Annotated in this window: 22 protein-coding genes, 2 tRNA genes, 2 pseudogenes and 1 riboswitch; of the genes and pseudogenes, 17 read left to right on the top strand and 9 right to left on the bottom strand. The window is 43.1% G+C overall.

Annotation, left to right across the window (positions count from 1 at the left end):
* Positions 1 to 158: 158 nt before the first annotated feature.
* Both NZD81_RS16820 and NZD81_RS16815 read right to left on the bottom strand, forming a co-directional pair.
* Positions 159 to 788 (bottom strand): nitroreductase family protein, encoded by a 630-nt coding sequence (locus NZD81_RS16820; protein WP_014662981.1) that lies wholly within the window; start codon positions 786 to 788, stop codon positions 159 to 161.
* 15 nt (positions 789 to 803) lie between these two features.
* Positions 804 to 1,297 (bottom strand): annotated as a pseudogene (locus tag NZD81_RS16815) (MarR family transcriptional regulator).
* A gap of 310 nt (positions 1,298 to 1,607) precedes the next feature.
* Here NZD81_RS16815 and NZD81_RS16810 point away from each other — a divergent pair.
* Positions 1,608 to 2,816 (top strand): Bcr/CflA family efflux MFS transporter, encoded by a 1,209-nt coding sequence (locus NZD81_RS16810; RefSeq protein ID WP_040084038.1) that lies wholly within the window; start codon positions 1,608 to 1,610, stop codon positions 2,814 to 2,816.
* A 37-nt stretch (positions 2,817 to 2,853) separates the two neighbouring features.
* On the opposite strand, the gene NZD81_RS16805 is transcribed toward NZD81_RS16810, so the two are convergent.
* Complete coding sequence (locus NZD81_RS16805) at positions 2,854 to 3,591, bottom strand: sulfite exporter TauE/SafE family protein (protein ID WP_040084037.1); 738 nt, start codon at positions 3,589 to 3,591, stop codon at positions 2,854 to 2,856.
* Between the two features lie 246 nt (positions 3,592 to 3,837).
* Here NZD81_RS16805 and NZD81_RS16800 point away from each other — a divergent pair, with 246 nt between their 5' ends.
* The 3 genes from NZD81_RS16800 to NZD81_RS16790 all read left to right on the top strand — a co-directional run bounded on the left by NZD81_RS16800 (position 3,838) and on the right by NZD81_RS16790 (position 7,246).
* A complete protein-coding gene (locus NZD81_RS16800) occupies positions 3,838 to 4,512 on the top strand; it encodes a GntR family transcriptional regulator (RefSeq protein ID WP_003234129.1) in 675 nt (224 codons plus the stop codon).
* 125 nt (positions 4,513 to 4,637) lie between these two features.
* Positions 4,638 to 5,900, top strand: coding sequence for a glycoside hydrolase family 18 protein (locus NZD81_RS16795; protein ID WP_040084036.1), 1,263 nt, complete (start codon positions 4,638 to 4,640; stop codon positions 5,898 to 5,900).
* Between the two features lie 158 nt (positions 5,901 to 6,058).
* Positions 6,059 to 7,246: a macrolide family glycosyltransferase gene (locus NZD81_RS16790; RefSeq protein ID WP_282374018.1), complete on the top strand. Its 1,188-nt coding sequence runs from the start codon at positions 6,059 to 6,061 to the stop codon at positions 7,244 to 7,246.
* A gap of 38 nt (positions 7,247 to 7,284) precedes the next feature.
* Here the strand turns inward: NZD81_RS16790 and NZD81_RS16785 are convergent, their stop codons facing one another.
* Together NZD81_RS16785 and phoB are read right to left on the bottom strand one after the other, a co-directional pair.
* Positions 7,285 to 7,989, bottom strand: a complete 705-nt coding sequence (locus NZD81_RS16785; RefSeq protein ID WP_172640246.1) for a membrane lipoprotein lipid attachment site-containing protein — start codon at positions 7,987 to 7,989, stop codon at positions 7,285 to 7,287.
* A gap of 65 nt (positions 7,990 to 8,054) precedes the next feature.
* Positions 8,055 to 9,443: an alkaline phosphatase family protein gene (gene phoB, locus NZD81_RS16780; protein WP_282374019.1), complete on the bottom strand. Its 1,389-nt coding sequence runs from the start codon at positions 9,441 to 9,443 to the stop codon at positions 8,055 to 8,057.
* A 325-nt stretch (positions 9,444 to 9,768) separates the two neighbouring features.
* Here phoB and fra point away from each other — a divergent pair, with 325 nt between their 5' ends.
* Positions 9,769 to 10,140, top strand: a complete 372-nt coding sequence (gene fra, locus NZD81_RS16775) for an iron chaperone frataxin (protein WP_282374020.1) — start codon at positions 9,769 to 9,771, stop codon at positions 10,138 to 10,140.
* A gap of 93 nt (positions 10,141 to 10,233) precedes the next feature.
* Here fra and NZD81_RS16770 read toward each other — a convergent pair whose 3' ends face one another.
* Both NZD81_RS16770 and NZD81_RS16765 read right to left on the bottom strand, forming a co-directional pair.
* Positions 10,234 to 10,719: a YdhH/YoaO family protein gene (locus tag NZD81_RS16770; protein ID WP_282374021.1), complete on the bottom strand. Its 486-nt coding sequence runs from the start codon at positions 10,717 to 10,719 to the stop codon at positions 10,234 to 10,236.
* A 17-nt stretch (positions 10,720 to 10,736) separates the two neighbouring features.
* Positions 10,737 to 11,216: a GNAT family N-acetyltransferase gene (locus NZD81_RS16765; RefSeq protein WP_282374022.1), complete on the bottom strand. Its 480-nt coding sequence runs from the start codon at positions 11,214 to 11,216 to the stop codon at positions 10,737 to 10,739.
* 82 nt (positions 11,217 to 11,298) lie between these two features.
* Here NZD81_RS16765 and NZD81_RS16760 point away from each other — a divergent pair, with 82 nt between their 5' ends.
* Both NZD81_RS16760 and NZD81_RS16755 read left to right on the top strand, forming a co-directional pair.
* Positions 11,299 to 12,276, top strand: coding sequence for an HD domain-containing protein (locus tag NZD81_RS16760; protein WP_282374023.1), 978 nt, complete (start codon positions 11,299 to 11,301; stop codon positions 12,274 to 12,276).
* A gap of 146 nt (positions 12,277 to 12,422) precedes the next feature.
* Positions 12,423 to 13,034 carry a YdhK family protein gene (locus tag NZD81_RS16755; protein ID WP_081483596.1) on the top strand — a complete coding sequence of 204 codons (612 nt, stop codon included), beginning with the start codon at positions 12,423 to 12,425 and terminating at the stop codon, positions 13,032 to 13,034.
* 13 nt (positions 13,035 to 13,047) lie between these two features.
* Here the strand turns inward: NZD81_RS16755 and pbuE are convergent, their stop codons facing one another.
* Positions 13,048 to 14,214, bottom strand: coding sequence for a purine transporter PbuE (gene pbuE, locus NZD81_RS16750; RefSeq protein WP_014662995.1), 1,167 nt, complete (start codon positions 14,212 to 14,214; stop codon positions 13,048 to 13,050).
* Positions 14,215 to 14,269: 55 nt separating this feature from the next.
* Positions 14,270 to 14,369, bottom strand: a riboswitch (purine riboswitch).
* Positions 14,370 to 14,544: 175 nt separating this feature from the next.
* On the opposite strand from pbuE, the gene NZD81_RS16745 reads away from it, so the two are divergent.
* The 8 genes from NZD81_RS16745 to gmuG all read left to right on the top strand — a co-directional run bounded on the left by NZD81_RS16745 (position 14,545) and on the right by gmuG (position 21,786).
* Positions 14,545 to 14,856, top strand: a complete 312-nt coding sequence (locus NZD81_RS16745) for a PTS sugar transporter subunit IIB (RefSeq protein ID WP_014475989.1) — start codon at positions 14,545 to 14,547, stop codon at positions 14,854 to 14,856.
* Complete coding sequence (locus NZD81_RS16740) at positions 14,856 to 15,188, top strand: PTS sugar transporter subunit IIA (protein WP_014662996.1); 333 nt, start codon at positions 14,856 to 14,858, stop codon at positions 15,186 to 15,188. The genes NZD81_RS16745 and NZD81_RS16740 overlap by 1 nt, the downstream gene beginning before the upstream one ends.
* 18 nt (positions 15,189 to 15,206) lie before the next feature.
* Entirely contained in the window at positions 15,207 to 16,535 is a 1,329-nt protein-coding gene (gene celB / locus NZD81_RS16735) for a PTS cellobiose transporter subunit IIC (RefSeq protein ID WP_014662997.1), read from the top strand.
* A 17-nt stretch (positions 16,536 to 16,552) separates the two neighbouring features.
* Positions 16,553 to 17,950 carry a 6-phospho-beta-glucosidase GmuD gene (gene gmuD / locus NZD81_RS16730; protein WP_282374024.1) on the top strand — a complete coding sequence of 466 codons (1,398 nt, stop codon included), beginning with the start codon at positions 16,553 to 16,555 and terminating at the stop codon, positions 17,948 to 17,950.
* A gap of 146 nt (positions 17,951 to 18,096) precedes the next feature.
* Complete coding sequence (gene gmuR / locus NZD81_RS16725) at positions 18,097 to 18,810, top strand: transcriptional regulator GmuR (protein ID WP_014662999.1); 714 nt, start codon at positions 18,097 to 18,099, stop codon at positions 18,808 to 18,810.
* Between the two features lie 28 nt (positions 18,811 to 18,838).
* Positions 18,839 to 19,738 carry an ROK family protein gene (locus tag NZD81_RS16720; protein ID WP_282374025.1) on the top strand — a complete coding sequence of 300 codons (900 nt, stop codon included), beginning with the start codon at positions 18,839 to 18,841 and terminating at the stop codon, positions 19,736 to 19,738.
* Positions 19,735 to 20,679: a mannose-6-phosphate isomerase, class I gene (gene manA, locus NZD81_RS16715; protein ID WP_289861008.1), complete on the top strand. Its 945-nt coding sequence runs from the start codon at positions 19,735 to 19,737 to the stop codon at positions 20,677 to 20,679. The genes NZD81_RS16720 and manA overlap by 4 nt, the downstream gene beginning before the upstream one ends.
* An 18-nt stretch (positions 20,680 to 20,697) precedes the next feature.
* Positions 20,698 to 21,786: a mannan endo-1,4-beta-mannosidase gene (gene gmuG / locus NZD81_RS16710; RefSeq protein WP_282374026.1), complete on the top strand. Its 1,089-nt coding sequence runs from the start codon at positions 20,698 to 20,700 to the stop codon at positions 21,784 to 21,786.
* 90 nt (positions 21,787 to 21,876) lie between these two features.
* On the opposite strand, the pseudogene NZD81_RS16705 reads toward gmuG, so the two are convergent.
* Positions 21,877 to 22,264: pseudogene (locus NZD81_RS16705) on the bottom strand (manganese catalase family protein); the annotation flags it as partial.
* Positions 22,265 to 22,551: 287 nt separating this feature from the next.
* On the opposite strand from NZD81_RS16705, the gene NZD81_RS16700 reads away from it, so the two are divergent.
* Together NZD81_RS16700 and NZD81_RS16695 are read left to right on the top strand one after the other, a co-directional pair.
* Positions 22,552 to 22,628: transfer RNA gene (locus NZD81_RS16700), tRNA-Arg, on the top strand.
* Between the two features lie 14 nt (positions 22,629 to 22,642).
* Positions 22,643 to 22,716 (top strand) — tRNA-Gly (locus tag NZD81_RS16695).
* Positions 22,717 to 22,861 lie beyond the last annotated feature (145 nt).

Raw genomic sequence — 22,861 nt, 5'->3', positions numbered from 1 at the left:
AAAGAAGAGTGATGAGTGGTCATCACTCTTTTTTCATGACTAAACGACAAAATCAAATCAAGGGTTAACTTCAGACATGTTAACCAAAAGGTCAGACGATCGAACGGCGGCTATACTTAAAATTAAAGAGCCCGGAAAACATTCCTGGGCTCTTTGTTTTATTTCCATTCTGCAATTGTATCAATCGGCAGGCGGTAGGAAGCATAGCCTTCGTCTGCTGCTTTTCCGATAGAAAGCAGCATGACCGGTACATAACGTTCTTTATCCAATCCGAAGGTTTCCGCGATGTTTTCTTTATCGTATCCGCCGATCGGGTTTGTATCGTAGCCGTGTGCGCGTGCAGTCAGCATCAGCTGCATGGAAACGAGGCCTCCGTCAATCAGGATCGTTTCGCGGTTCACCTGTGCCGGAAGCTTTTCAAAATGAGCGGTCAGCGCGGCGATTTGTCTGTCTTTGACCTCCTGCGGCATATAACCGAGTTCAACGGCTTTAGAATAGATTTCTTCTAAGTAGTCATCATTGTTCATGTCTGCAAATACAGCGATGACAGCAGATGATGTTGTGACTTGTGTTTGGTTAAAGCTTGCGAGCGGTGCGAGCTTTTCTTTTCCTTCCGGGCTGTCAATAACAAGAAAACGCCATGGCTGCGCGTTAACAGAAGATGGCGCAGTTGTTGCTTCCTCTAAGATTTCTGTCATCTCTTCTTTGCTGATTTTCACTGTCGGATCATAGTTGCGAATAGAACGGCGGCCTTTCATAATTTCCATAAAATCGTTTGTTTTGATCATGTTGATACACTCCTCTTATGCTTCAATATTGTTTATGTTGTTCCGCATGCGCCCCAGCACATCAATGAGCAGGCGGCGCTCTTCTGCGCTTACATTTGCGAGCATTTCCTTCATGAAACGCTCCTTTTCTTTCTTAGAAGACTCGATTCGCTCTCTTCCCTGATCTGTAAGCCGAACAAGGGTGATGCGATTGTCCTCAGGCTTGCGCCGTCTTGACACCATGCCTTTGGCTTCCAGCTGTTTCAGATGTCTGGTAACGGCTGCGCTATCGATATTTACTTTCTTTTGAAGGTCGCTTTGACTGATCTCATCTGCATGATAAAGCAATGTCAGCAATTCCAAACGAGATTGGCTGATGCCCGTGCATGCCTCGAACTTCACACCAATCACCTTGTTCACGCCTTGCAGCTGATACAAAATCTCGGCTTCCTCTGAACAAAATGACGCCAAAACCCATACCTTCTTTCTGTCAAAATTATTAATTGATATATCAATGATTGACATGTCAATTAATATACAACGATTGATTTCATCTTGCAAGTCATTTGCGTTTTTTTAAAAATTTCCAGTATATAAAACTCGCTAGGCTAGAGCTTAGCAAAAAAAGCTGGCCGTTTCTTCAGATGGCGCTGATCACGATGATTCCCCGGCCCATTCCCTTTTGAGGTGTTTGGAATATCGCTTTGCCGAGCCAGTACTCAAGCGGCTTTCATAGGTTGAAAGTTATGATACAATATACAAATGTTTCACAGCTTCAATCCATTATTGGAGCTGACATCCATTATATAAGGGATTAGGTTGAAGGGAAGGTTTGATAACATGCAGCACAATCCAACTGGAAAAGAACGCTTGGCACTGGCGTTTCTGCTCGGCATGCTTGCTATATTGGGCCCGCTTAATATAGATATGTATTTGCCAAGTTTTCCTGAAATCGCGGAAGATTTATCAGCGAGTGCTTCACTTGTTCAGTTAAGTTTAACAGCCTGTCTGGTCGGACTTACGATCGGCCAGCTGATTGTCGGGCCGGTCAGTGATGCGCAGGGAAGACGAAAACCGCTATTAATCTGTATTTTTTTATTTGCGTTATCCTCTCTGTTTTGTGCACTATCGCCCAATATTACAACTTTAGTGGCAGCGCGTTTTTTACAGGGATTCACTGCTTCCGCAGGGCTTGTCCTGTCTCGCGCAATCGTCCGCGATGTGTTTACCGGAAGAGAGCTTTCTAAATTTTTCTCGCTGCTCATGGTGATTACCGCCGTGGCGCCGATGGTTGCGCCTATGACAGGCGGTGCCATTTTGCTTTTGCCGTTCGCAACGTGGCATACAATTTTTCATGTCCTAATGATCATTGGATTTTTGCTGGTTCTTCTGATTGCATTGAGGTTAAAAGAAACGCTTCCGCCGAAAAAACGGATTCCAAGCTCAATCGGAACATCCGTCAAAACGATGGGCAGCCTGCTGAAGGATCGGTCCTTTATGGGGTACGCGTTAACTGTCGGGTTTATTCACGGAGGAAGCTTTGCATATGTGTCCGGTACGCCTTTTGTATACCAGGATATCTACGGGGTGTCTCCGCAGGTATTTAGTATCCTTTTCGGCATTAACGGCCTGGCCATTATATCAGGCAGCTTTATCATCGGGCGCTTCGGCGGAATCATTCACGAAAAAAGCCTGCTTCGCATGGCGGTCATTACGGCTATGATTGCGACGGCTGTGCTATTAACCATGACCATCATTCACGGTCCTCTTGCCACATTAGTCATATCCATTTTCATTTACATGATTACGATCGGCATGGTTCTGACCAGCACGTTCACGCTGGCCATGGAAAAGCAGGGGCACCGCGCCGGAAGTGCAAGTGCACTGCTTGGAATGCTTCCGCTGCTCCTCGGTTCGATTGTGTCACCGCTTGTTGGCATTAATGAGACAACAGCCGTTCCGATGGGAGCGATTATGTTTGTGACAGCTGTCATCGGCTCACTGGCGTTTTTTGGATTGACGAAAGAACGAGTAGGGCAGAATTCATAAAAAAACCTGACATGACGTCAGGTTTTTTTTGTTTTATTTAGAATAACAACAGCAGACCCGCAATCGCAGGAGTCAAAAAGATGGCTGATTTCAAAACCACCTTTGGCATGAGGTTGGTGAATTTGGCGCCTACATAGGCACCGCACATTGTTCCGACCAGAACTTTAATCAGCAATACATAATCGACGAAACCTTCGGTGATATATCCGATGCCTCCGCCAACTGCCAGAGGAATGATCACAAGCATCGTCGTTCCGACAGAATGGCGGATGGACAGATTCAGCATAATCATTAACCCGATTTGGATAAAAGGTGCCGATCCAATGCCGAATGTTCCGGAAAGTACACCTGCTGCAATTCCTAAGATAACCGCTCTCGTATACGTTGAAAGAGTGCTTTGATTCATTTGAGCCTTCTCTTTTAAAATAAATAATCTAATCAAAATAAGAATCGCTGATAAGAATAACATTCCAGCCGTCAAATAATGAAGCAAATCAGCCGGAATAAAAGATGTCAGCTTGGCGCCGAAAAATGAGCCAACCGCAGCAAAGCCTCCGACTATTAAGCCGATTTTCATTTGAATGTTGCCCTCGCGATAGTGGCTGTATGCCCCTGATAAGCTTGTAAAAGCCATGCCTGCGAGAGAAGTGCCTAAAGCCGTATGGATCGGGATATGAAAAAGCAGCGTTAAAAGAGCAATGACAAAGCCCGCTCCACCGGCGCCAATAAAGCCTAAAATAATTCCGAGAAGAAACATAACAAGAATAATGAGCATATTTTTTCCTCCATTGAAAAGATGTAAAAATGTAATCGTGCGCTATTCTGGCGGAGGTATCGTGTCCTATTGACGAAAAAACACGCCGGTTTTCTAGTTGTCAGTAGTCCGTCGACCGTCGTTCAGCAAACATATCGTACCTCAAATTCTGGGATCTGACAAGGCAGTTTGTTGCTTCCCATTACCATCTGTTATATGATTTTGATGAAGAAAAGCCCTTGAATATATTCAAAAGAGGTATTATATATGGACGATTTTAAATTAGATAAGCCGACTCCCTACTACCTGCAATTTTATAATCAGCTGAAAAAAATGATCTTTAACGGGACTTTTAAGCCTGGGGAACGGATAAACGAAACACAGCTGGCCAAAAGCTTTGGCGTCAGCCGCTCGCCGATAAGGGAAGCCATGCGATTGCTTGAGAAAGATGGTTTGTTAAAAGCGGATGACCGAAATGGATTTTCGATCACGTCATTAACGGCAAAAGATGTAGATGAGATTTATAAAATCAGAATTCCGCTCGAGCAGCTGGCAGTCGAATTGGTCATAGACGAAGCGGATGAAGAAGAGCTGACCATACTTGAAAAGCAGCTTGAAGAAACAGAGAAAGCGATTCACAACGGCACGGAAGATACGGAAATCATTCGTTTAAACCAAAAATTTCATGAGCTGCTTGTTGATTTCAGCCATAACCGACATTTGAAAAATTTGCTTGAGCATGTAAATGATCTGATTCACTTTTGCAGAATCCTTAATTATACCGGCGACCATCGTGCAGAAACGATACTACGTGAGCACCGCAGGATATTTGAAGAAGTGAAAAAGAAAAACAAAGAAGCAGCCAAACAGCATGTGCTGGCTCATTTCAATCATGACTGTGAGCATTTGAAGCATGTGCTTGAAGAAGGAAAAGAGAATTGATTGTATGATCCGGTACCAAGGGGGAGCAGAACCCTTGGTATTTTTTTATGCATTCACCACATATCTAAGCGGCCCCGTTAATAAGATTTTATGATGGTTTGACTAACGAATAATGGGGGTTAAACATGTTTATCCATATCGTCGGGCCTGGTGATTCTTTGTTTTCGATAGGCAGAAGATACGGTGCTTCTGTTGATCAAATAAGGGGTGTGAATGGTTTAGATGAAACGAATATCGTGCCGGGGCAGGCTCTGCTTATCCCTCTTTATGTATATACAGTCCAGCCGGGAGACACGCTTACAACCATTGCGGCAAAAGCGCTTGTTCCATTAGAGCGCCTGCGGGCAGCCAATCCGGGCATCAGCCCAAATGCTTTACAAGCGGGATCAAAAATAACGATTCCTTCGATCTCAAATTACATTGCGGGAACATTAAGTTTTTACGTGCTCCGAAATCCTGACCTCGATCGGGAGCTAATCAATGATTATGCGCCATACTCGTCTTCAATTTCGATTTTTGAATATCGTATTGCACCTAACGGCGATATTGCAAACCAATTAAATGATGCGGCTGCTATCGAGACAACTTGGCAAAGGCGAGTCACGCCGCTGGCAACAATAACGAACCTTACATCAGGAGGCTTCAGTACGGAAATTGTTCACCAAGTGCTGAACAATCCGACAGCGAGAACCAATCTGGTCAACAACATTTATAACTTAGTTTCTACAAGGGGATATGGGGGTGTTACAATTGATTTTGAACAGGTGAGCGCCGCGGACCGCGATCTTTTCACTGGCTTTTTGCGCCAGCTGAGAGATCGCCTTCAGGCGGGAGGGTATGTGCTGACGATAGCTGTTCCGGCAAAAACAAGCGATAATATTCCATGGCTGAGAGGCTACGATTACGGGGGGATAGGATCGGTTGTCAATTATATGTTTATCATGGCTTATGATTGGCATCATGCGGGAAGTGAGCCGGGCCCTGTAGCGCCGATTACTGAAATAAGGAGAACCATTGAGTTTACGATTGCACAGGTGCCGAGCAGAAAAATCATTATCGGAGTCCCGCTCTACGGGTACGACTGGATCATCCCGTATCAGCCGGGTACAGTTGCTTCAGCGATTTCAAATCAAAACGCAATCGAAAGAGCGATGAGGTACCAAGCTCCGATACAATATTCTACCGAATATCAATCACCATTTTTCCGGTACAGTGATCAGCAGGGACGAACGCATGAGGTATGGTTTGAGGATGTCAGAAGCATGAGCCGGAAGATGCAGATCGTCCGCGAATACAGACTGCAGGCTATTGGCGCTTGGCAGTTAACGCTGGGCTTTACACCGGGCCCATGGCTTCTGCGGAAATTTTTTACGATCAGAAAAGTGTAAAAAAGACACCACAGCTGGGGTGTCTTTTTTTGATTACATCCAGAGCAGCAGATTAGTTCATTCATTTGTCCCTTGCATGAGTTGTGTTCCCATCTTACGATTAGTAGTAGTCTGATCAAACAAAGATTCAGAATACGATTTGAGAGGGAGTTGTCTACATGAAGACAGTATTGATTTTGAATTTTCCTGCGGAAGGCCATGTGAATCCTACCTTAGGCATTACAAAAGCGTTTTCCGATAAGGGATATGATGTCCATTATATCTCCACTGAAAAATATAAAAAACGTTTAGAAGCAGCGGGAGCAACTGTCCATCTTCACAGGGATCTGCTGAGAACAACACCTATTCATGTCGGTTCGCCCAATGGCATTCTTGAATTCGTCAAAATCCATATCAAAACGTCATTGGACATTTTACAGATTGTCAAAGATTTATCTAAGAGCATTCAATTTGATTTTGTTTATTATGATAAATTCGGCGCGGGGGAATTGGTGAGGGATTACTTAGATATTCCAGGAGTCTCTTCATCGGCGTCTTTCCTGTTTGGCGAGGAGCATCTGAAAATCCTGCCGCTGCATCCGGAGTCTGGAGCGCCGCTTGAATTGGATCAAGAGTGCGAAGACCTTTTGGCAAAAATGAAAGAAACGTACGGTGTTGCCCCGAAAAACCTGGTTCAATTCATGAACAATAAAGGGGAATTGAATGTAGTGTATACAAGCCGTTATTTTCAGCCGGAAAGTGATCGTTTCGGGGACGAGTGTCTGTTTATCGGCCCAAGCTTTCCAAAGAGAGCGGAAAAAACAGATTTCCCGATAGAACAGTTAAAAGATGAAAAGGTCATTTATATTTCAATGGGGACTGTACTGGATCATACAGAGGAATTCTTCAACCTTTGTATCGATGCATTTTCCGCCTTTAACGGAAAAGTCGTCATCGCTGCTGGAGAAAAAGCGAACTTGACCAAATTAAAGCAGGCCCCGGAAAACTTTATCATTGCTCCGTATGTCCCTCAGCTGGAAGTGCTGGAGCAATCGGATGTTTTCATTACACACGGCGGAATGAACAGCGTAAACGAAGGGATTCATTTCAGCGTGCCACTGGTTGTCATGCCTCATGACAAGGACCAGCCGATGGTGGCGCAGCGTCTCTCTGAACTCCAAGCAGGCTATGTCGTCTCTAAAGATGAAGTCAATGTCCAACTATTAAAACAGGCTGTAGATGAGGTTTTACACAACGATCAGTATACGGCAGGCATTAAAAAAATCAATCAAAGCTTCAAAGAGTGCATGGAGATGGAAGAAGTGATGGAGCGGATTGAGGAATTGATTCGCCAAAAATACAAATAAGAAAAAGAACTCCCGTACCTTGTACGGGAGTTCTTCATTTAAAACTTGATTTTGATCTTTTGAGCATCACTGATTTTCTGATGGTTATGGTCAAAGACGTCGCTTGTCGTGATTTCGATCCACTTGATCTCTGCTTTCTTCTGATCTGCTTCTTTATCATGAGCATGGCCGCTTGATGCGTTCACAATAAACCCGAGATTTCCGGACTTTTCGGCGCCGCCTTCCAATTCGCCGTTTAACTCTTCAAGATAAATATCTTTGTTCCAATCAAAGGTTTCGCCTGTATTTGTTTTTATCAAGGCAATCGGCGCAACATTTACTTTTTTTGAAGAGGTGTTCTTAATATCAACGAAAACCTTAACGAAATCGAACTCTTCATCGTGTGTTAACTCATGAAAATAATCAATCATGCTGTAGTCCGGGCGCAAGTGGATCAGCTTCATTTCTTTTACTGTTAACTCCACGTCGCCAATCTTATAGGTTTTGTTCACTTGTTTGATATCTTTTAAGACAGCTTTTCCCTTATCATCAGAAAACGTTTGGCCGACCTTAAGCAATGACCGGTCATCAGTTACCTGGGAATTAGGCTGATAATCATCTGTACTGTCCTTCTGGGATGAAGTGCTTTGCGGCTCGGCTTTTACTGTTTTCTCCCCACCTGCATGCTGTTTTTCAGTACTGGCGTTTGATGAGCAGCCCGCAAGCATGATGGCAAAAACCAAAATTGAAAGAATTCTTCTCATGATGATTCCTCCATTAAAAAGATATCCCGTTACTTCATACAAGCAACGGGATATCTTGTATTCTTTTACTTATCGTTAATCTTAATGTTGTATTGTAAAGCCTTGAAGACATTTTTGGCGATTTCTGTATTGTCGATTTGGCCGGCAAATGTCTCACTAGACGGACCGTATGCATAGACGGGAACATCTTCACCGGTATGGCCCCCTGTTGTCCATCCAGTGTGAGAGCGTTTATTGAAAATGTTTTCAATGGCGTTATCGATATCCAGCACTTCCTTCGATTTGGCTGCTTTTTCAACCGATTGAATTTCGGATTTTGTTAAAGCCAATTTCTTTTGATCGATATATGTTTTTAACGTTTTTTCAACATTCGCGCCGTCAGCGATCTTTTCTGCCATAAAGTCAGGTGTGCGCTTTGCGGCTTTAATGGGTTCACTGAACCAATTGTAGATGCCGTCCGCACCGATGGAATATCCGCCGGTTGAGTGGTCAGCCGTTGCGACAACCAATGTGTGCTTGTCTTTTTTAGCGAAATCAATAGCCGCCTTATAAGCTTGTTCGAAGTCTTCCATCTCGCTCATGGCGCCGACGATATCATTGTCATGGCCCGCCCAGTCAATTTGGCTGCCTTCCACCATGAGGAAGAATCCGTCTTTATCCTTGTTTAATTTTTTAATGGCTGTGTTTGTCATATCTTTAAGTGATGGAATATCCTTCGTCCGGTCAATCTTTTTAGGCAGGCCGCCGTCAGCGAATAGGCCGAGAACTTGGCTGTCTTTGTTTTTCAGCATGTCCTTACGGTTATCCACGTAGCTGTATCCCGCTTTTTTGAATTCCTTGATCAAATTACGGTCCTTACGGTCAAAATTGCTCTTTCCTCCGCCTAGAAGAACATCAATTTTGTGCTTGCCGTTGACCATCTCATCAAAATAATCATCCGCAATTGAGTTCATATTTTTTCGGCTGTGGTCGTGTGACCCGAAAGAGGCCGGAGTGGCGTGTGTAATTTCTGAAGTAGCCACAAGTCCTGTTGCTTTTCCTTTTTCTTTCGCAGCTTCAAGCACCGTTTTGGCCTCTGACCCGTCGTTATCCACGGCTATAGCACTATTATATGTTTTAATTCCCGCAGACATAGCCGTTGCCGCCGCTGCAGAATCCGTTACATTTTGTTCTGGATCATCGGGGTAAGTTGTTTGCTGGCCGACAAGATACTGATCAAAAGCAGTAGGCTCCACAGCTTTTGTCTTTTTATTATCCTTTAAGTATCGATAAGCAGACGTATAAGACACACCCATACCATCACCAATCAGAACAATAACTTTCTTAATTTCGTCTTGGTTCCCCTTTTTCTTTTCCTGGGCGCTGGCTTCAGGCACACTGCCGCCGGCTAAGCTGCTGAACGCAATAGATGATAGAACTGCGATAGGCAGTAATTTCTTCGGGAATTTTTTCAACTGGATAACCTCCTAAAATAGTTAAATCTCAAAGACAACCCAATTATATTTTTAAACTGTTAAGCTGGTATTAATCGATTTTAAAGATTGGGTTTACAAGAATAATAAACTGAGACCCTTATATAATGATTATTCTTTTATGAGAAGTTTTAGAAGGAGAGAGCGATAGTACTAAAGAAATAAATTGAAGGTATGGATACTGGTCGTGAGTAGGAGGACTGATAACTGATATCGCCCCATAGAAACAATCCGCTTACATCTTGAACAATCAGGATTCTTTTAACGAACTTCTCTTTACGGCATCATTTATTTAGGAGGGAACAATATGGACGTTTTTTCTGAATATGTAGCGGGGATTGATGACCCGTTCCACCGCGATAGAACCGATGAGGTGTTGACTTGGATAAAAAATAAATATCCAAATTTACATACAGAAATAAAATGGAACCAACCGATGTTTACGGATCACGGTACATTTATTATTGGTTTTAGTGTTTCTAAAAAGCATTTAGCTGTCGCTCCTGAAAAAGTAACGATAGCGCACGTAAAGGATGATATTGTGAAGGCCGGATATGACCACACCGAGCAGCTAATACGTATCCCCTGGAACGGTCCAGTTGATTACACGCTACTTGAGAAAATGATTGAGTTTAATATTCTGGATAAGGCGAACTGCTCCACTTTTTGGCGGAAATGAAAAAAGTAGAAAAGGCATAACATATTAGCTGTTTAAAATATGCTACGCCTTTTCATTTGTCTTTTTTTAAATTTTGATCATCTATTGCTGCTTTTACTCAAACAAGGTCTTTTCATGGAGCGTAAGCTGACTCGCAGAATAATGATCGCCTTGCTTCCATTTCACTTCAATGGTTATATCATGGCCTTCAAGCTCATGTTCATCTAACCGCTCTAAAAAAGAAACAGACTTTTCTTTTGCGCTTCCATCACGAAAAGTGCCACCGGAATAGTCACGCATTGGAATTTCTGTGTTAGAATTCAGCAGAACCTCATTATCCTTTTTTACAATCAGTGATTCCAAATAAGTGTCGGCTGTTTCATTTGTATCGCCGATCCAATAAAGTTCGCCGCTGTATTCATTCGGTGCATCTTCATTTTTTTTGAAAACAGCTTCCCAATTCTGATCTTTGCTTTCTCCCTGCCAATTCGGATACTCCAAACGCACATGATGAATCAGGCGAAAGGAAAAAAAGATTAGGCAGAAAGCGATGAATAGAAATGCCGTGAAAATGAGAGGGTATTTATAATGGCTGGACATAAAAGACTCCTATTCGTTTAATATATTACCTTCAAAAAAAGAATTTCATCCCGAATCAAAATGCCGTTTTCAGCTATCACGGGAATCGCCGGCTTGAGCCTCCGCGCTTTTTCAACTGCGTTTGGAAACACTGCAGCGAATTGATAGCCTCTCTTTTGATAAAACGCCATCGCATGTACATTATCATTTGTTGTGATAAGCTTTATTCGCTGACAATGTGCATGCTTAGCTGTCGCTTCAACCTGCTGAAGTAAAGCTGTGCCGATTCCTTTATTTTCAATCATACTATCTAATGAAATAATTTCACAGTCTTTCCCATCTATTGTGTATGTAATGCAGCCAATGATTTCGCCGCTCTCATTTACGGCGGCAAATCCATCTATTTCATCACACCGAAAAATGCCGCTGGAAATCGCCATCTCGGGTGTACCCCAATGCTTGGCAAAAAAATCGGTCAACATCTGTTTCGCTATCTCATTGTTTGGGATGATGATCATCGTAACACTCCTCTATATGAAAGTATACGATCAATATATACAATAAAATGAACACTAAGAAAATAGATGTTGAGGTGACAGCATGGAAATCAACGATGTTATTTACGGACAGCACCATATAGACGGAGTACTGGAAGAGCTTATCAAAAGCGCTCCGATGCAAAGATTAAAAGGAATCTATCAAGGCGGAGCAAGCTTTTTAGTCAATCGAAAGTGGAATGTGACCAGGTATGAGCACTCCATCGGCGTGATGCTCCTCATCAAAAAGCTCAGAGGAACGATAGAAGAGCAGATTGCAGGCCTGCTCCATGATGTATCACACACGGCTTTTTCGCATGTGGCCGACATTGTTTTTGAAACTCAAGCCGAAGACTATCATGAAAACATCTATCAACAAGTCATTGTTCACTCTGAAATCCCGGACATTTTACAAAAATACGGCTATCAAAGCGAAGAACTTTTATTTGACGATTCAAGATGGACGTTGCTCGAACAGCCTGCACCGGAGCTGTGTGCTGATCGGATAGACTATACGCTGCGTGATATGTACCGATATGGGCACATTAGTCTGCACGAAGCGCAAACCTTTTTGGATCATCTTATTGTGAGAAACGGAAGGATGTTTCCGGACGGTATCGAAGCCGCCGAATGGTTTGTCGGTGTGTATTACAAAGAAGTGATTGATTTCTTTTTAGATCCCGTGAATGTATATGGATATGAATATTTAGCGCGAGCGTTGAAAGCAGCGCTGCGGCATCATGTCATATCCGCAAAGGATCTGCTGAAAACGGATCAAGAGGTACTGAACATCCTGTGGTCATCAAAAAATGAAGAAGTTCTGAGCTTGCTTACATCCATTCAACCAGGCATACAAGTAATAGAAGATGACATCCAGTATGATTTCCATCAAAAGAAGAAAATGCGTCTTATCGACCCATCCATTTTTCACGATGACAAATGGATCAAATCCTCAGATGCTTCTGAACAGGTGAGGAAAATGGGTGAGGCAGCCTATCAAAAAGCAAAAAAAGGTGTGTATATCAAAATTTTAAATCAGTAATTGCCGCCTGACAGCGGCTTTTTTTCATGTTTGGCTTTGCGAACAAAGGGGAATAGGACAAACTGCGGGAACGTTTTATGAGAACATCAGCGTATTTACATACCATTCGGGGGTATAGTATTATCGAGAGGGCATGTTATTTTTCATTGTCTGCGGGCAAAAGTTACAGTAAAAAAATGAAGCAAAGGAGAATGAACATGAAAATCTCTAAAAATGCACTGGGAATTCTGATGTTATCTCTTGTTTTTGTTTTATCAGCATGCGGCAACAATAACAGTACGAAACAAAGCACACATGACAATTCCTCAACACATGAAGAGATGGACCATTCCGGATCAGCTGACATTCCAGAGGGATTACAGGAATCTAAAAATCCAAAATACAAAGTAGGAAGCCAGGTAATCATCAAGGCTTCTCATATGAAAGGCATGAAAGGTGCCGAAGCCACAGTGACAGGCGCCTACGATACAACGGCGTATGTTGTCTCTTATACTCCGACAAACGGGGGACAGCGCGTGGATCATCACAAATGGGTCATCCAAGAAGAAATCAAAGATGCCGGAGATAAAACGTTACAACCCGGAGATCAGGCGATTTTAGAGGCTTCTCATATGAAAGGCATGAAAGGAGCAACAGCTGAGATCGACTCCGCGGAAAAAACAACTGTATACATGGTTGACTATACATCGACAACAAGCGGCGAAAAAGTGAAAAACCACAAATGGGTCACCGAAGATGAGCTTTCAGCTAAATCATAAAAAAATCCTCCTTTTACAAGGAGGATTTTTTTGCTGTCTGAACAGGTCTTGTTAAAGAAATGAAAGCAAACAGGACAGCGATGATCACAATCGATCCGCCGCACCATGCCGTTGACACCACAGTACCCGTCTGATCCAAAACAACACCGCCAATGGCTGAGCCAAGGGCAATTCCGACTTGGAGGGCAGATGTGTTAAAGCTTTGCTGAATGTCAGAGGAATCTGGTGCAATTTCAATTAAATAGCTTTGCTGAGCGGGGGCGAGGCTCCAGCTCAGAAGACCCCAAATGACCATGACAGGCAAAAAGAAAATCATAGACGATGTAGACAGCGGCAGTAAGAACATAATGATGGCAAAGGAACCGGTTACCAGCAAAATGCTCTTAAAGGAACCAAGCCGGTCTGAAAGCGCTCCTCCGAAAGGGCCTCCGCATACAGCGGATATCCCGAAAAGGAAATAACAAATGCTGACCCAGAAAGAACTCAGATGAAGAGTTTCTTCTAAAAACGGAGCGAAGTAGGCGTATAGTGTATAATGCCCAGCCAATGTAAACATCGTGACGAGATGTGAACTCGCGATTTTCAGATTGCCAACCGTCTTGAGCTGTTCCCGGAAAGGAATCATTTTCTCTGCTGGTATTCTTTCAAAGAAGATTGAAATAATCAGCATGGAGACCAGCGCCAACAGGCCGATGCCAAGGAACAAAATCCGCCATCCGAAAGAATCGCTGATTAAGATTCCGAGCGGCACGCCCAATGCGATCGCGGAGCTGAATCCCATAAAAATAATTCCGATTGCGCGGGCTCTGTATTCAGGCGCTACAATTTTCGGGGCAATCGTTAAAGAAAGTACAACAATCAGCCCTGTACTCATCGCCGCCAATACCCTGGATACCATCAGTGTTGCAAAATTAGGGCTGAAGTAGGCGACAAGATTGCTAAGGAAGAAAACAAATAAAGCAATTAAATATAAGCGCTTCCGCTCAACCTTCGCAGTCAATGCCAAAAGCAAAGGCCCAGATACTGCATATCCCAGCGCAAATACACTGATCAGCTGTCCGGCTGAAACAATGGAAATGTCTAAATCATTTGCGATCTGAGGAAGAATCCCTCCCACAATTAACTCAACCAATCCGACTGCAATCGTAGAAGCTGCAAGCAGGAAAACTTTGAAATTCATAACAAACTCCTTTACTTAAATGTTTTGATAAATAAAAAAAATCCTGATTACAAAAAATGTCATAAACAAATTTTGTAATCAGGATTTTACGGTTCCTGGTAGACACCCTCAAACCATATTATTGAGGTTATACAAGTGATAATAGCTATTTAATTGATTCGTTTCCGTTGATGAGTGTAACACATTATGAATGAATCTTCCATAGAAAAATTTACAAAACGATGAACCGTACAAAAATATGATTATATTTATTTTATAAAAGTATAGACATTTAAAATTAAATGACTATAATAATCCATGTAAGCGTTTTAAATACAGGGGGGATAGCAGTTGAAAAAAATATTACTTGCGTGCAGTTCAGGAATGTCTACCAGTTTATTGGTGACAAAAATGAAGGAATACGCACAGTCTATCGGTGAGGAAGCAGAGATTTGGGCTGTTGGCCAAGATAAGGCAAAAGAAGACATGAGAAAAGCGGATGCCGTTTTGATTGGTCCGCAAATGAGCTTTCTGAAAAGCGAACTCCAAAAAGAGGCGGATCAATACAACATTCGAGTTGAAGTTATTGACATGATGGCCTACGGAATGGCAGATGGGAAAAAAGCGTATGAGCAGGCATTGTCCTTAATGGTGAATCAATAATGGAACAGATAAAAATCACGAATTTAACAGACGAGCAAATCAGTTTTCAGCTAATCCTGCACAGCGGAAATGCCCGCAGCTGCATCATACAATCACTGCGCGCCTATAAAGAAGGGAACAAGGACGAGGCGGATGTCCTCATTGCCAAGGCGGAGCAGGATTTATCCGCGGCCCATGACATTCACTTTCAAATGATACAGAAGGAATCCGGCGGAGAAGCAGCAGCTTTCTCATTGCTGCTTATGCATGCAGAGGATCATCTGATGTCAACGTTATCCATGAAAGAATTAGTGAAAGAGATGCTTGATCTCTTTAAAACCAAGAATCTATAAATAATCGGGGTGGATAGGGTGTTCGAGAAAATCAGCCAATTCCTTGTTCCAATTGCAGGGAGGTTAAACAATAACCGCTATTTGCAAGTGCTGCGTGATGCATTTATGCTGGCTTTCCCGCTGACGATATTCGGGTCCATTTTTGTCGTGTTAACGAATTTGCCGTTTCTAAACAAAATCATGAACACCACAATGCTTACATCGTTTCAGTCTCATTTCGGCATTGCCTCCACGGCGACTATGGGCATTATGTCTGTCTTTGTTGTGTTCGGGATAGGCTATTACCTGTCAAAAAGCTATCAGGTCGAAGCTGTATTTGGCGGAGCGATCGCTTTGGTTTCCTTTTTGCTCTTAACGCCATTTATCGTTCAGCCGGAAACAGGAGATGCCATTACAGGCGTTATCCCTGTCGACCGTCTCGGTGCAAAAGGGATGTTTCTTGGCATGATTACGGCATTTCTTTCTAGTGAAATCTACAGAAGGATTGTTCAGAAAAATCTGACGATCAAAATGCCAGCCGGCGTTCCGCCTGCTGTAGCAAAATCATTTGCCGCACTTATTCCGGCTTTTATCACATTGACCGTATTTTTGCTGATTAACGTAATGGTGACTCTGTTTTTCAAAACAAATATGCACGACGTCATTTATCACGCGATTCAGGCTCCGCTTGTCGGACTTGGAAGCGGTATCATTCCGACGCTGATTGCCGTGTTTTTCATTCAAATTCTTTGGTTTTTCGGACTGCATGGACAGATCATTATCAACTCCGTAATGGACCCGATTTGGAATACATTGCAGGTAGAAAACCTTTCTGCTTACACGGCGGGAAAAGAAATTCCTCATATTATTTCAAAACCGTTTATGGAGATTTATACAGTAGGGATGGGCGGAACGGGGATGACGCTTGCGATTGTGTTTACCATTCTCATCTTCATGAAAAGCAGGCAGATGAAGCAAGTATCAAAACTTGGCCTCGCTCCCGGTATTTTTAACGTAAACGAACCGATTATCTTCGGGCTTCCGATTGTCATGAATCCGATCATCATTGTGCCTTGGGTGCTGGCGCCGATGGTTGTTACGCTCGTCACCTATCTGGCCATGTCAGCGGGGCTCGTTCCGCCTCCGACTGGTGTAACGGTGCCGTGGACGGTTCCATTATTCATTAATGGCATCATGGCGACGAACTCGATCATGGGGGGCGTGATGCAGCTTATCAATCTGCTGATTGTCTTCGTGATTTGGTTTCCGTTCCTAAAAGCAATGGATAAATTAAATCTGGCAAAAGAAAAAGAACAGGCTGTGCAGGAAACAGCTGCTCAGCAAAATGATAACAGCATTAAAATGTGACATAAGGGGAGAGAGACTTGGCACAAACAGAACAATATCGTTTTCCGAAAGATTTTTGGTGGGGATCCTCCGCTTCAGCAACACAAACGGAGGGTGCTGCTGATAGAGACGGAAAAGGGCAGAATATATGGGATTATTGGTTTGAGAAAGAACCGCATCGTTTTTTTGACCATGTCGGACCCGCAGCCACATCCCAATTTTACGACAATTATAAAGAAGATATCAGGCTGATGAAGGAGCTTGGCCACAACTCGTTCCGGATGTCGATTTCCTGGTCGCGTTTCATACCAGACGGAACAGGCGAGATCAACGATAAAGCCGTAAATTTCTATAACAATGTCATTGATGAGTTGATCGCTAACGGAATTGAACCTTTTGTCAATTTGTTTCATTTCGATATGCCGATGGCGCTTCAAAAAATCGGCGGCTGGGTAAACAGAGAGACGGTTGACGCGTATGAAAACTATGCAAGAACGTGCTTCCGTTTGTTTGGCGGCAGAGTGAAAAAATGGTTCACGCATAATGAACCAATCGTTCCCGTAGAAGGCGGCTACTTATATGATTTTCATTATCCAAACAAGGTCGACTTTAAAGAGGCTGTCCAGGTCGGATTTCATACGATGCTGTCAAGTGCCCGCGCGATTCAGGCTTACAGGGAGATAGAACAGGACGGAAAAATCGGCATCATTTTAAATTTGACCCCATCATACCCGAGAAGCAGCCATCCGGCGGATGTGAAAGCCGGGGAAATCGCAGACGCGTTTTTTAACAGATCCTTTTTAGACCCATCTGTCAAAGGCGAATTTCCAAAAGAGCTGGTTGACATTTTGAAGAATGAAGGCTTTATGCCTGATTACAACCCTGAAGATCTTGACATCATCAAAATGAACACGGTTGACCTGTTGGGAGTGAATTATTACCAGCCGAGACGTGTGAAAGCAAAAGAACATCTTCCGAATCCCGACGCTCCTTTTGTGCCGGACAGGTATTTTGATCCTTACGTCATGCCGGGCCGCAAAATGAATCCGCATCGCGGCTGGGAGATCTATGAAAAAGGCATTTATGATATTTTGGTCAATTTAAAAGAAAACTACGGGAACATCGAGTGTTTTATCTCTGAAAACGGCATGGGAGTTGAAGGCGAAGAGCGCTTCAGGGATGAACAAGGCATGATTCAGGATGATTACCGGATTGAATTTATAAAAGAGCACCTTAAATGGATTCACCGCGCCATGCAGGAAGGATCGAACGTAAAGGGCTATCACTTATGGACGTTCATGGACAACTGGTCTTGGACAAATGCCTATAAAAACCGATACGGGTTTGTATCAGTCAATCTCGAGAAAGACGGAGAAAGAACCGTCAAAAAGAGCGGAAAATGGTTCAAAACGGTTGCTGAGCAAAACGGTTTCTAGATTTTCTTAAGGTCAAGATCTTCCGGTAATCATCATGATGAATAGAGATGACGAACAGCCGCAACATTGATGAAATAGGGAAAAGAACTTATGATATCCGTAAAAGCTTATGTGATATCAGACTCTAACAGCTGCCGGAGGATCCAATGAATAAATACGAAATCATTGCAAATGAAATGAGAAAAAGAATTAAAAATAACGTATATCCGATCGATCAGCCCATTCCTGATGAAGTATCTCTTGCAAAAGAATTTAACTCAAGCCGTATGACGATGAAGAGAGCCTTGGATAATTTAGTTGCCGAGGGTCTGCTGTTCAGAAAACGCGGCCATGGCACGTTTATTATTCAATCTGCAATACAGGATGACCATGTCCATGTAGTCAGCAATGAGATTCTCGGATTGACCAACTTGCTGAAAGATAAAAAAATCAAAAGCAAGGTCATTCAGTTTGAAGTGCAATTTCCCACTGAGGAAGTGGCCGCCCATTTGTCTATTGATCAGAAAACACCGGTTTATTATGTCGTTCGGCTGCGGATTGTAGAAGGTGAACCCTATGTACTGGAAAAAACATATATGCCGACGCATTTAATCCCAGGCATTAATGACGATGTCCTTCATGATTCGATCTACAATCATATTACAAATGTGCTGCAGCTCAAAATCGCCGGAACGCATCGGAAAATCAGAGCCTGCAAATCTGATCATATTGACCAGCAGCATCTGGGCTGCAAACAGGATGATCCAATTCTTGAAGTGGAACATGTGGGCTTCTTAGATACCGGGATTCCATTTGAATATTCCTTTTCACGTCATCGGCATGACAAGTTTGTTGTCACTTCTGTAAACATACGGCGCTGATTGCGGAGACAACAAGGAGGCCATCTGCATGCTTGGCGGTATTGAAGCAGGCGGCACAAAGTTTGTTTGTGCTGTCGGCAGAGAAGATGGAACGATCATTGACAGGATAGAATTCCCTACAAAGATGCCGGATGAAACGATAGAGAAAGTGATTCAATATTTTCGCCAATTTTCATTACAGGCAATCGGCATCGGCTCCTTTGGTCCTGTTGATAACGATAAAACCAGTCAAACATACGGCACCATTACGGCCACGCCGAAAGCGGGCTGGAGACACTATCCCTTTTTGCAAACCGTTAAGAACGAATTGAAAATCCCAGTCGGGTTTAGTACGGATGTTAACGCTGCAGCGCTGGGTGAATTTCTTTTCGGTGAAGCGAAGGGGCTCGACAGCTGCCTGTATATAACGATTGGCACTGGCATAGGCGCGGGGGCTATTGTAGAGGGGAGGCTCCTTCAGGGGCTGTCACACCCAGAGATGGGCCATATTTATATCCGGAGGCACCCGGATGACATATACCAAGGGAAGTGCCCTTATCATGGAGATTGCTTTGAAGGCTTAGCTTCAGGCCCCGCTATCGAAGCCCGCTGGGGAAAAAAAGCTGCTGATTTATCAGATCTAACCCAAGTCTGGGAACTGGAAGGGTACTATATTGCCCAAGCGCTGGCTCAGTATATTTTGATCCTTGCACCTAAAAAAATCATTCTTGGCGGCGGCGTCATGCAACAGAAACAAGTGTTTCCTTATATCTATCAATATGTACCGAAGATCATGAACAGCTACTTTAATTTTTCTGAATTATCAGAAAGTATTAGTGGTTATATTGTCCCTCCTCATTTAGGCAGTAACGCAGGAATCATCGGCACGCTGGTTTTAGCGCAACAGGCCTTGCAAGCAGAATCAGCATCCGGGGAGGTGCGATCATGAAGCATCCTATATTTTTAGAGCCTGTCTTTAAAGAAAGAATATGGGGGGGAACAAAGCTTTATGCTTTCGGCTACGCAATACCCTCAGAAAAAACAGGTGAATGCTGGGCCGTTTCTGCACATGCTCATGGTCCGTCGGTTGTAAAAAGCGGTCCGCTGGCAGGAAAGACACTTGATCAAGTATGGCAAGATCATCCGGAGTTCTTCGGGTTTCCGGATGGTAAGGTGTTTCCGCTTTTGGTAAAGCTGCTTGATGCAAATATGGATCTCTCCGTGCAAGTCCATCCTGATGATGATTATGCAAAGCTGCACGAAAACGGTGATCTTGGTAAAACAGAGTGCTGGTATATCATGGATTGCAAAGATGACGCCGAACTGATTTTGGGACATCACGCAAGCACAAGGGAAGAGTTCAAACAGCGAATTGAAAGCGGTGATTGGAACGGGCTGCTGAGGAGAATCAAAATTAAGCCCGGAGATTTCTTTTATGTGCCAAGCGGTACACTCCATGCTTTATGTGAGGGAACCCTCGTCCTTGAAATCCAGCAAAACTCTGATACAACGTATCGCGTATACGATTATGACCGCTGTAATGACCAGGGCGAAAAAAGATCTCTTCATATAGAAAAAGCTATGGAAGTCATAACGATACCGCATATTGATAAAGCGCATACACCTGAAGTGAAAGAAGCTGGTAACGCGGAGATCACTGTTTATGTGCAATCAGATTATTTCTCAGTGTACAAATGGAAGATTAGCGGCCGAGCTTCTTTTCCTTCTCATCAAACCTATTTGCTTGGGAGTGTTCTGAGCGGATCAGGACGAATCATCAATAATGGTATTCAGTATAAATGCACTGCAGGCTCACACTTTATTCTGCCTGCGCATTTTGGCGAATTTTCAATAGAAGGAACATGTGAATTCATGATCTCTCACCCTTAATGAATGGAGGAGTTGGATGTGGTTAAGAAATATACGATCTCTTTGCTCATTTTATTTTTACTTGCGTCTGCTGTTTTAGCAAAACCAGTTCAAGCGCATACTGTGTCTCCTGTAAATCCTAATGCACAGCAGACAACAAAAGCAGTGATGAATTGGCTTGCTCATCTGCCGAACCGTACGGAAAACAGAGTTCTTTCTGGCGCGTTCGGAGGTTACAGTCATGACACATTTTCTATGGCTGAGGCTGATAGAATCCGAAGCGCCGCCGGACAATCGCCTGCTATATACGGCTGTGATTATGCCAGAGGGTGGCTTGAAACAGCAAATATTGAAGATTCAATAGATGTAAGCTGCAACAGCGATTTAATTTCGTATTGGAAAAATGGCGGAATTCCGCAAATCAGTTTGCACCTGGCGAACCCTGCTTTTCAGTCAGGGCATTTTAAAACACCGATTACAAATGATCAGTATAAAAAAATACTAGACTCTTCAACAGTAGAAGGGAAGCGGCTAAATGCCATGCTCAGCAAAATTGCTGACGGACTTCAAGAGCTGGAAAACCAAGGTGTGCCAGTTCTATTCAGGCCGCTGCATGAAATGAACGGTGAATGGTTTTGGTGGGGACTTACATCATATAATCAAAAGGATAATGAAAGAATCTCTCTATATAAACAGCTCTACAAGAAAATCTATCATTATATGACCGACACAAGAGGACTTGATCATTTGCTTTGGGTTTACTCCCCCGACGCCAATCGAGATTTCAAAACCGATTTTCACCCTGGTGCGTCTTACGTGGATATTGTCGGACTAGATGCGTATTTCCAAGATGCCTATTCGATAAATGGATATGAACAGCTAACGGCGCTTAATAAACCATTTGCTTTTGCAGAAGTGGGTCCGCAAACAGCAAACGGCAGCTTCGATTACAGCCTGTTCATCAATGCAATAAAACAAAAATATCCTAAAACCATTTACTTTCTCGCATGGAATGATGAATGGAGCCCAGCTGTAAACAAGGGTGCTTCAGCTTTATATCATGACAGCTGGACGCTTAATAAGGGAGAAATATGGAATGGCGATTCTTTAACGCCAATCGTTGAATGAATGATTTTCACAAATTAGAAGGTGCTCAAGAAGTTGCATTGAGCACCTTCCCGCCTTGATTAGGCATTCATATCGCCTAACCCCGGACTACCCTGCCGGAGGGTCTATGACTTGTAACTCTCCGCCATTTCGGCTGGAGATTTCCCTTGATAGATTTCGCCGATTCTCGTTTCATCGAACCTGAAGGTAAACTGTGCATCATGGTAGCCTAATTCAACATACTCTTTGCACTGTTAATATCATAATTTGGAACAGGGGAGAGCTTCGCCAACTCAACGCCCAATGTCTCGATCGCTTTCGCAAATACATTCTGGTGAGCATTGTCGCGTACAATCAAAAAAGCAAGTGTTTCCCGAAACGTCTGATTAGAGCTCATTTCATAAATCCTTGTTTTTGGCAGTACGCCTGTCGACTCAAGAAGCAATTTATCCAACAGGTCAGTAATTAAGTTTCCGTTGTTATACACCCATCTAATATTGTTTGTAAGATGAGATAAAATATATACAAAACAAAGGCGTGAAAGAAGAAAATAAAAAATACAGGAAAAGTATTGACCAAATAAAACAGGCATGGTATATTATTAAACGTCGCTGATGAACAGCGTGAAACAAAACGAAAAACAAAAAAGTTTTTCTAAGGTGTTTACAAGAATTTTAAAATGTGTATAATAAGAAAAGTCGAATTAAAAAAGATTCGAAAAACATTTTAAAAAAACTTCTTGACTTCAACAACGAATGATAGTATGATAGTTAAGTCGCTTGATAAGCGCCCGTAGCTCAATTGGATAGAGCGTTTGACTACGGATCAAAAGGTTAGGGGTTCGACTCCTCTCGGGCGCGCCAATATAAGATATCACGCGGGTGTAGTTTAGTGGTAAAACCTCAGCCTTCCAAGCTGATGTCGTGAGTTCGATTCTCATCACCCGCTCCATTATTGAATGATCTTTGAAAACTAAACAAGACAAAACGTACCTGTTAATTCATTTTTATAAATCGCACAGCGATGTGCGTAGTCAGTCAAACTTTTTATCGGAGAGTTTGATCCTGGCTCAGGACGAACGCTGGCGGCGTGCCTA

It is taken from the genome of Bacillus sp. B.PNR1 (assembly GCF_030386235.1).
GTDB lineage: Bacteria > Bacillota > Bacilli > Bacillales > Bacillaceae > Bacillus > Bacillus stercoris.
This window is presented reverse-complemented; position numbering and strand designations above follow the sequence as displayed.

Excerpts from the sequence above, each read along its gene's own strand:
- NZD81_RS16805 (WP_040084037.1), bottom strand. The coding sequence starts at position 3,591 with ATGCTCATTATTCTTGTTATGTTTCTTCTCGGAATTATTTTAGGCTTT.
- manA (WP_289861008.1), top strand. The coding sequence starts at position 19,735 with ATGAAGCATCCTATATTTTTAGAGCCTGTCTTTAAAGAAAGAATATGG.
- NZD81_RS16800 (WP_003234129.1), top strand. The coding sequence starts at position 3,838 with ATGGACGATTTTAAATTAGATAAGCCGACTCCCTACTACCTGCAATTT.
- NZD81_RS16820 (WP_014662981.1), bottom strand. The coding sequence starts at position 788 with ATGATCAAAACAAACGATTTTATGGAAATTATGAAAGGCCGCCGTTCT.
- NZD81_RS16795 (WP_040084036.1), top strand. The coding sequence starts at position 4,638 with ATGTTTATCCATATCGTCGGGCCTGGTGATTCTTTGTTTTCGATAGGC.
- NZD81_RS16810 (WP_040084038.1), top strand. The coding sequence starts at position 1,608 with ATGCAGCACAATCCAACTGGAAAAGAACGCTTGGCACTGGCGTTTCTG.
- NZD81_RS16790 (WP_282374018.1), top strand. The coding sequence starts at position 6,059 with ATGAAGACAGTATTGATTTTGAATTTTCCTGCGGAAGGCCATGTGAAT.
- NZD81_RS16760 (WP_282374023.1), top strand. The coding sequence starts at position 11,299 with ATGGAAATCAACGATGTTATTTACGGACAGCACCATATAGACGGAGTA.
- NZD81_RS16740 (WP_014662996.1), top strand. The coding sequence starts at position 14,856 with ATGGAACAGATAAAAATCACGAATTTAACAGACGAGCAAATCAGTTTT.
- gmuR (WP_014662999.1), top strand. The coding sequence starts at position 18,097 with ATGAATAAATACGAAATCATTGCAAATGAAATGAGAAAAAGAATTAAA.
- NZD81_RS16770 (WP_282374021.1), bottom strand. The coding sequence starts at position 10,719 with ATGTCCAGCCATTATAAATACCCTCTCATTTTCACGGCATTTCTATTC.
- NZD81_RS16720 (WP_282374025.1), top strand. The coding sequence starts at position 18,839 with ATGCTTGGCGGTATTGAAGCAGGCGGCACAAAGTTTGTTTGTGCTGTC.
- fra (WP_282374020.1), top strand. The coding sequence starts at position 9,769 with ATGGACGTTTTTTCTGAATATGTAGCGGGGATTGATGACCCGTTCCAC.
- NZD81_RS16785 (WP_172640246.1), bottom strand. The coding sequence starts at position 7,989 with ATGAGAAGAATTCTTTCAATTTTGGTTTTTGCCATCATGCTTGCGGGC.
- pbuE (WP_014662995.1), bottom strand. The coding sequence starts at position 14,214 with ATGAATTTCAAAGTTTTCCTGCTTGCAGCTTCTACGATTGCAGTCGGA.
- NZD81_RS16765 (WP_282374022.1), bottom strand. The coding sequence starts at position 11,216 with ATGATCATCATCCCAAACAATGAGATAGCGAAACAGATGTTGACCGAT.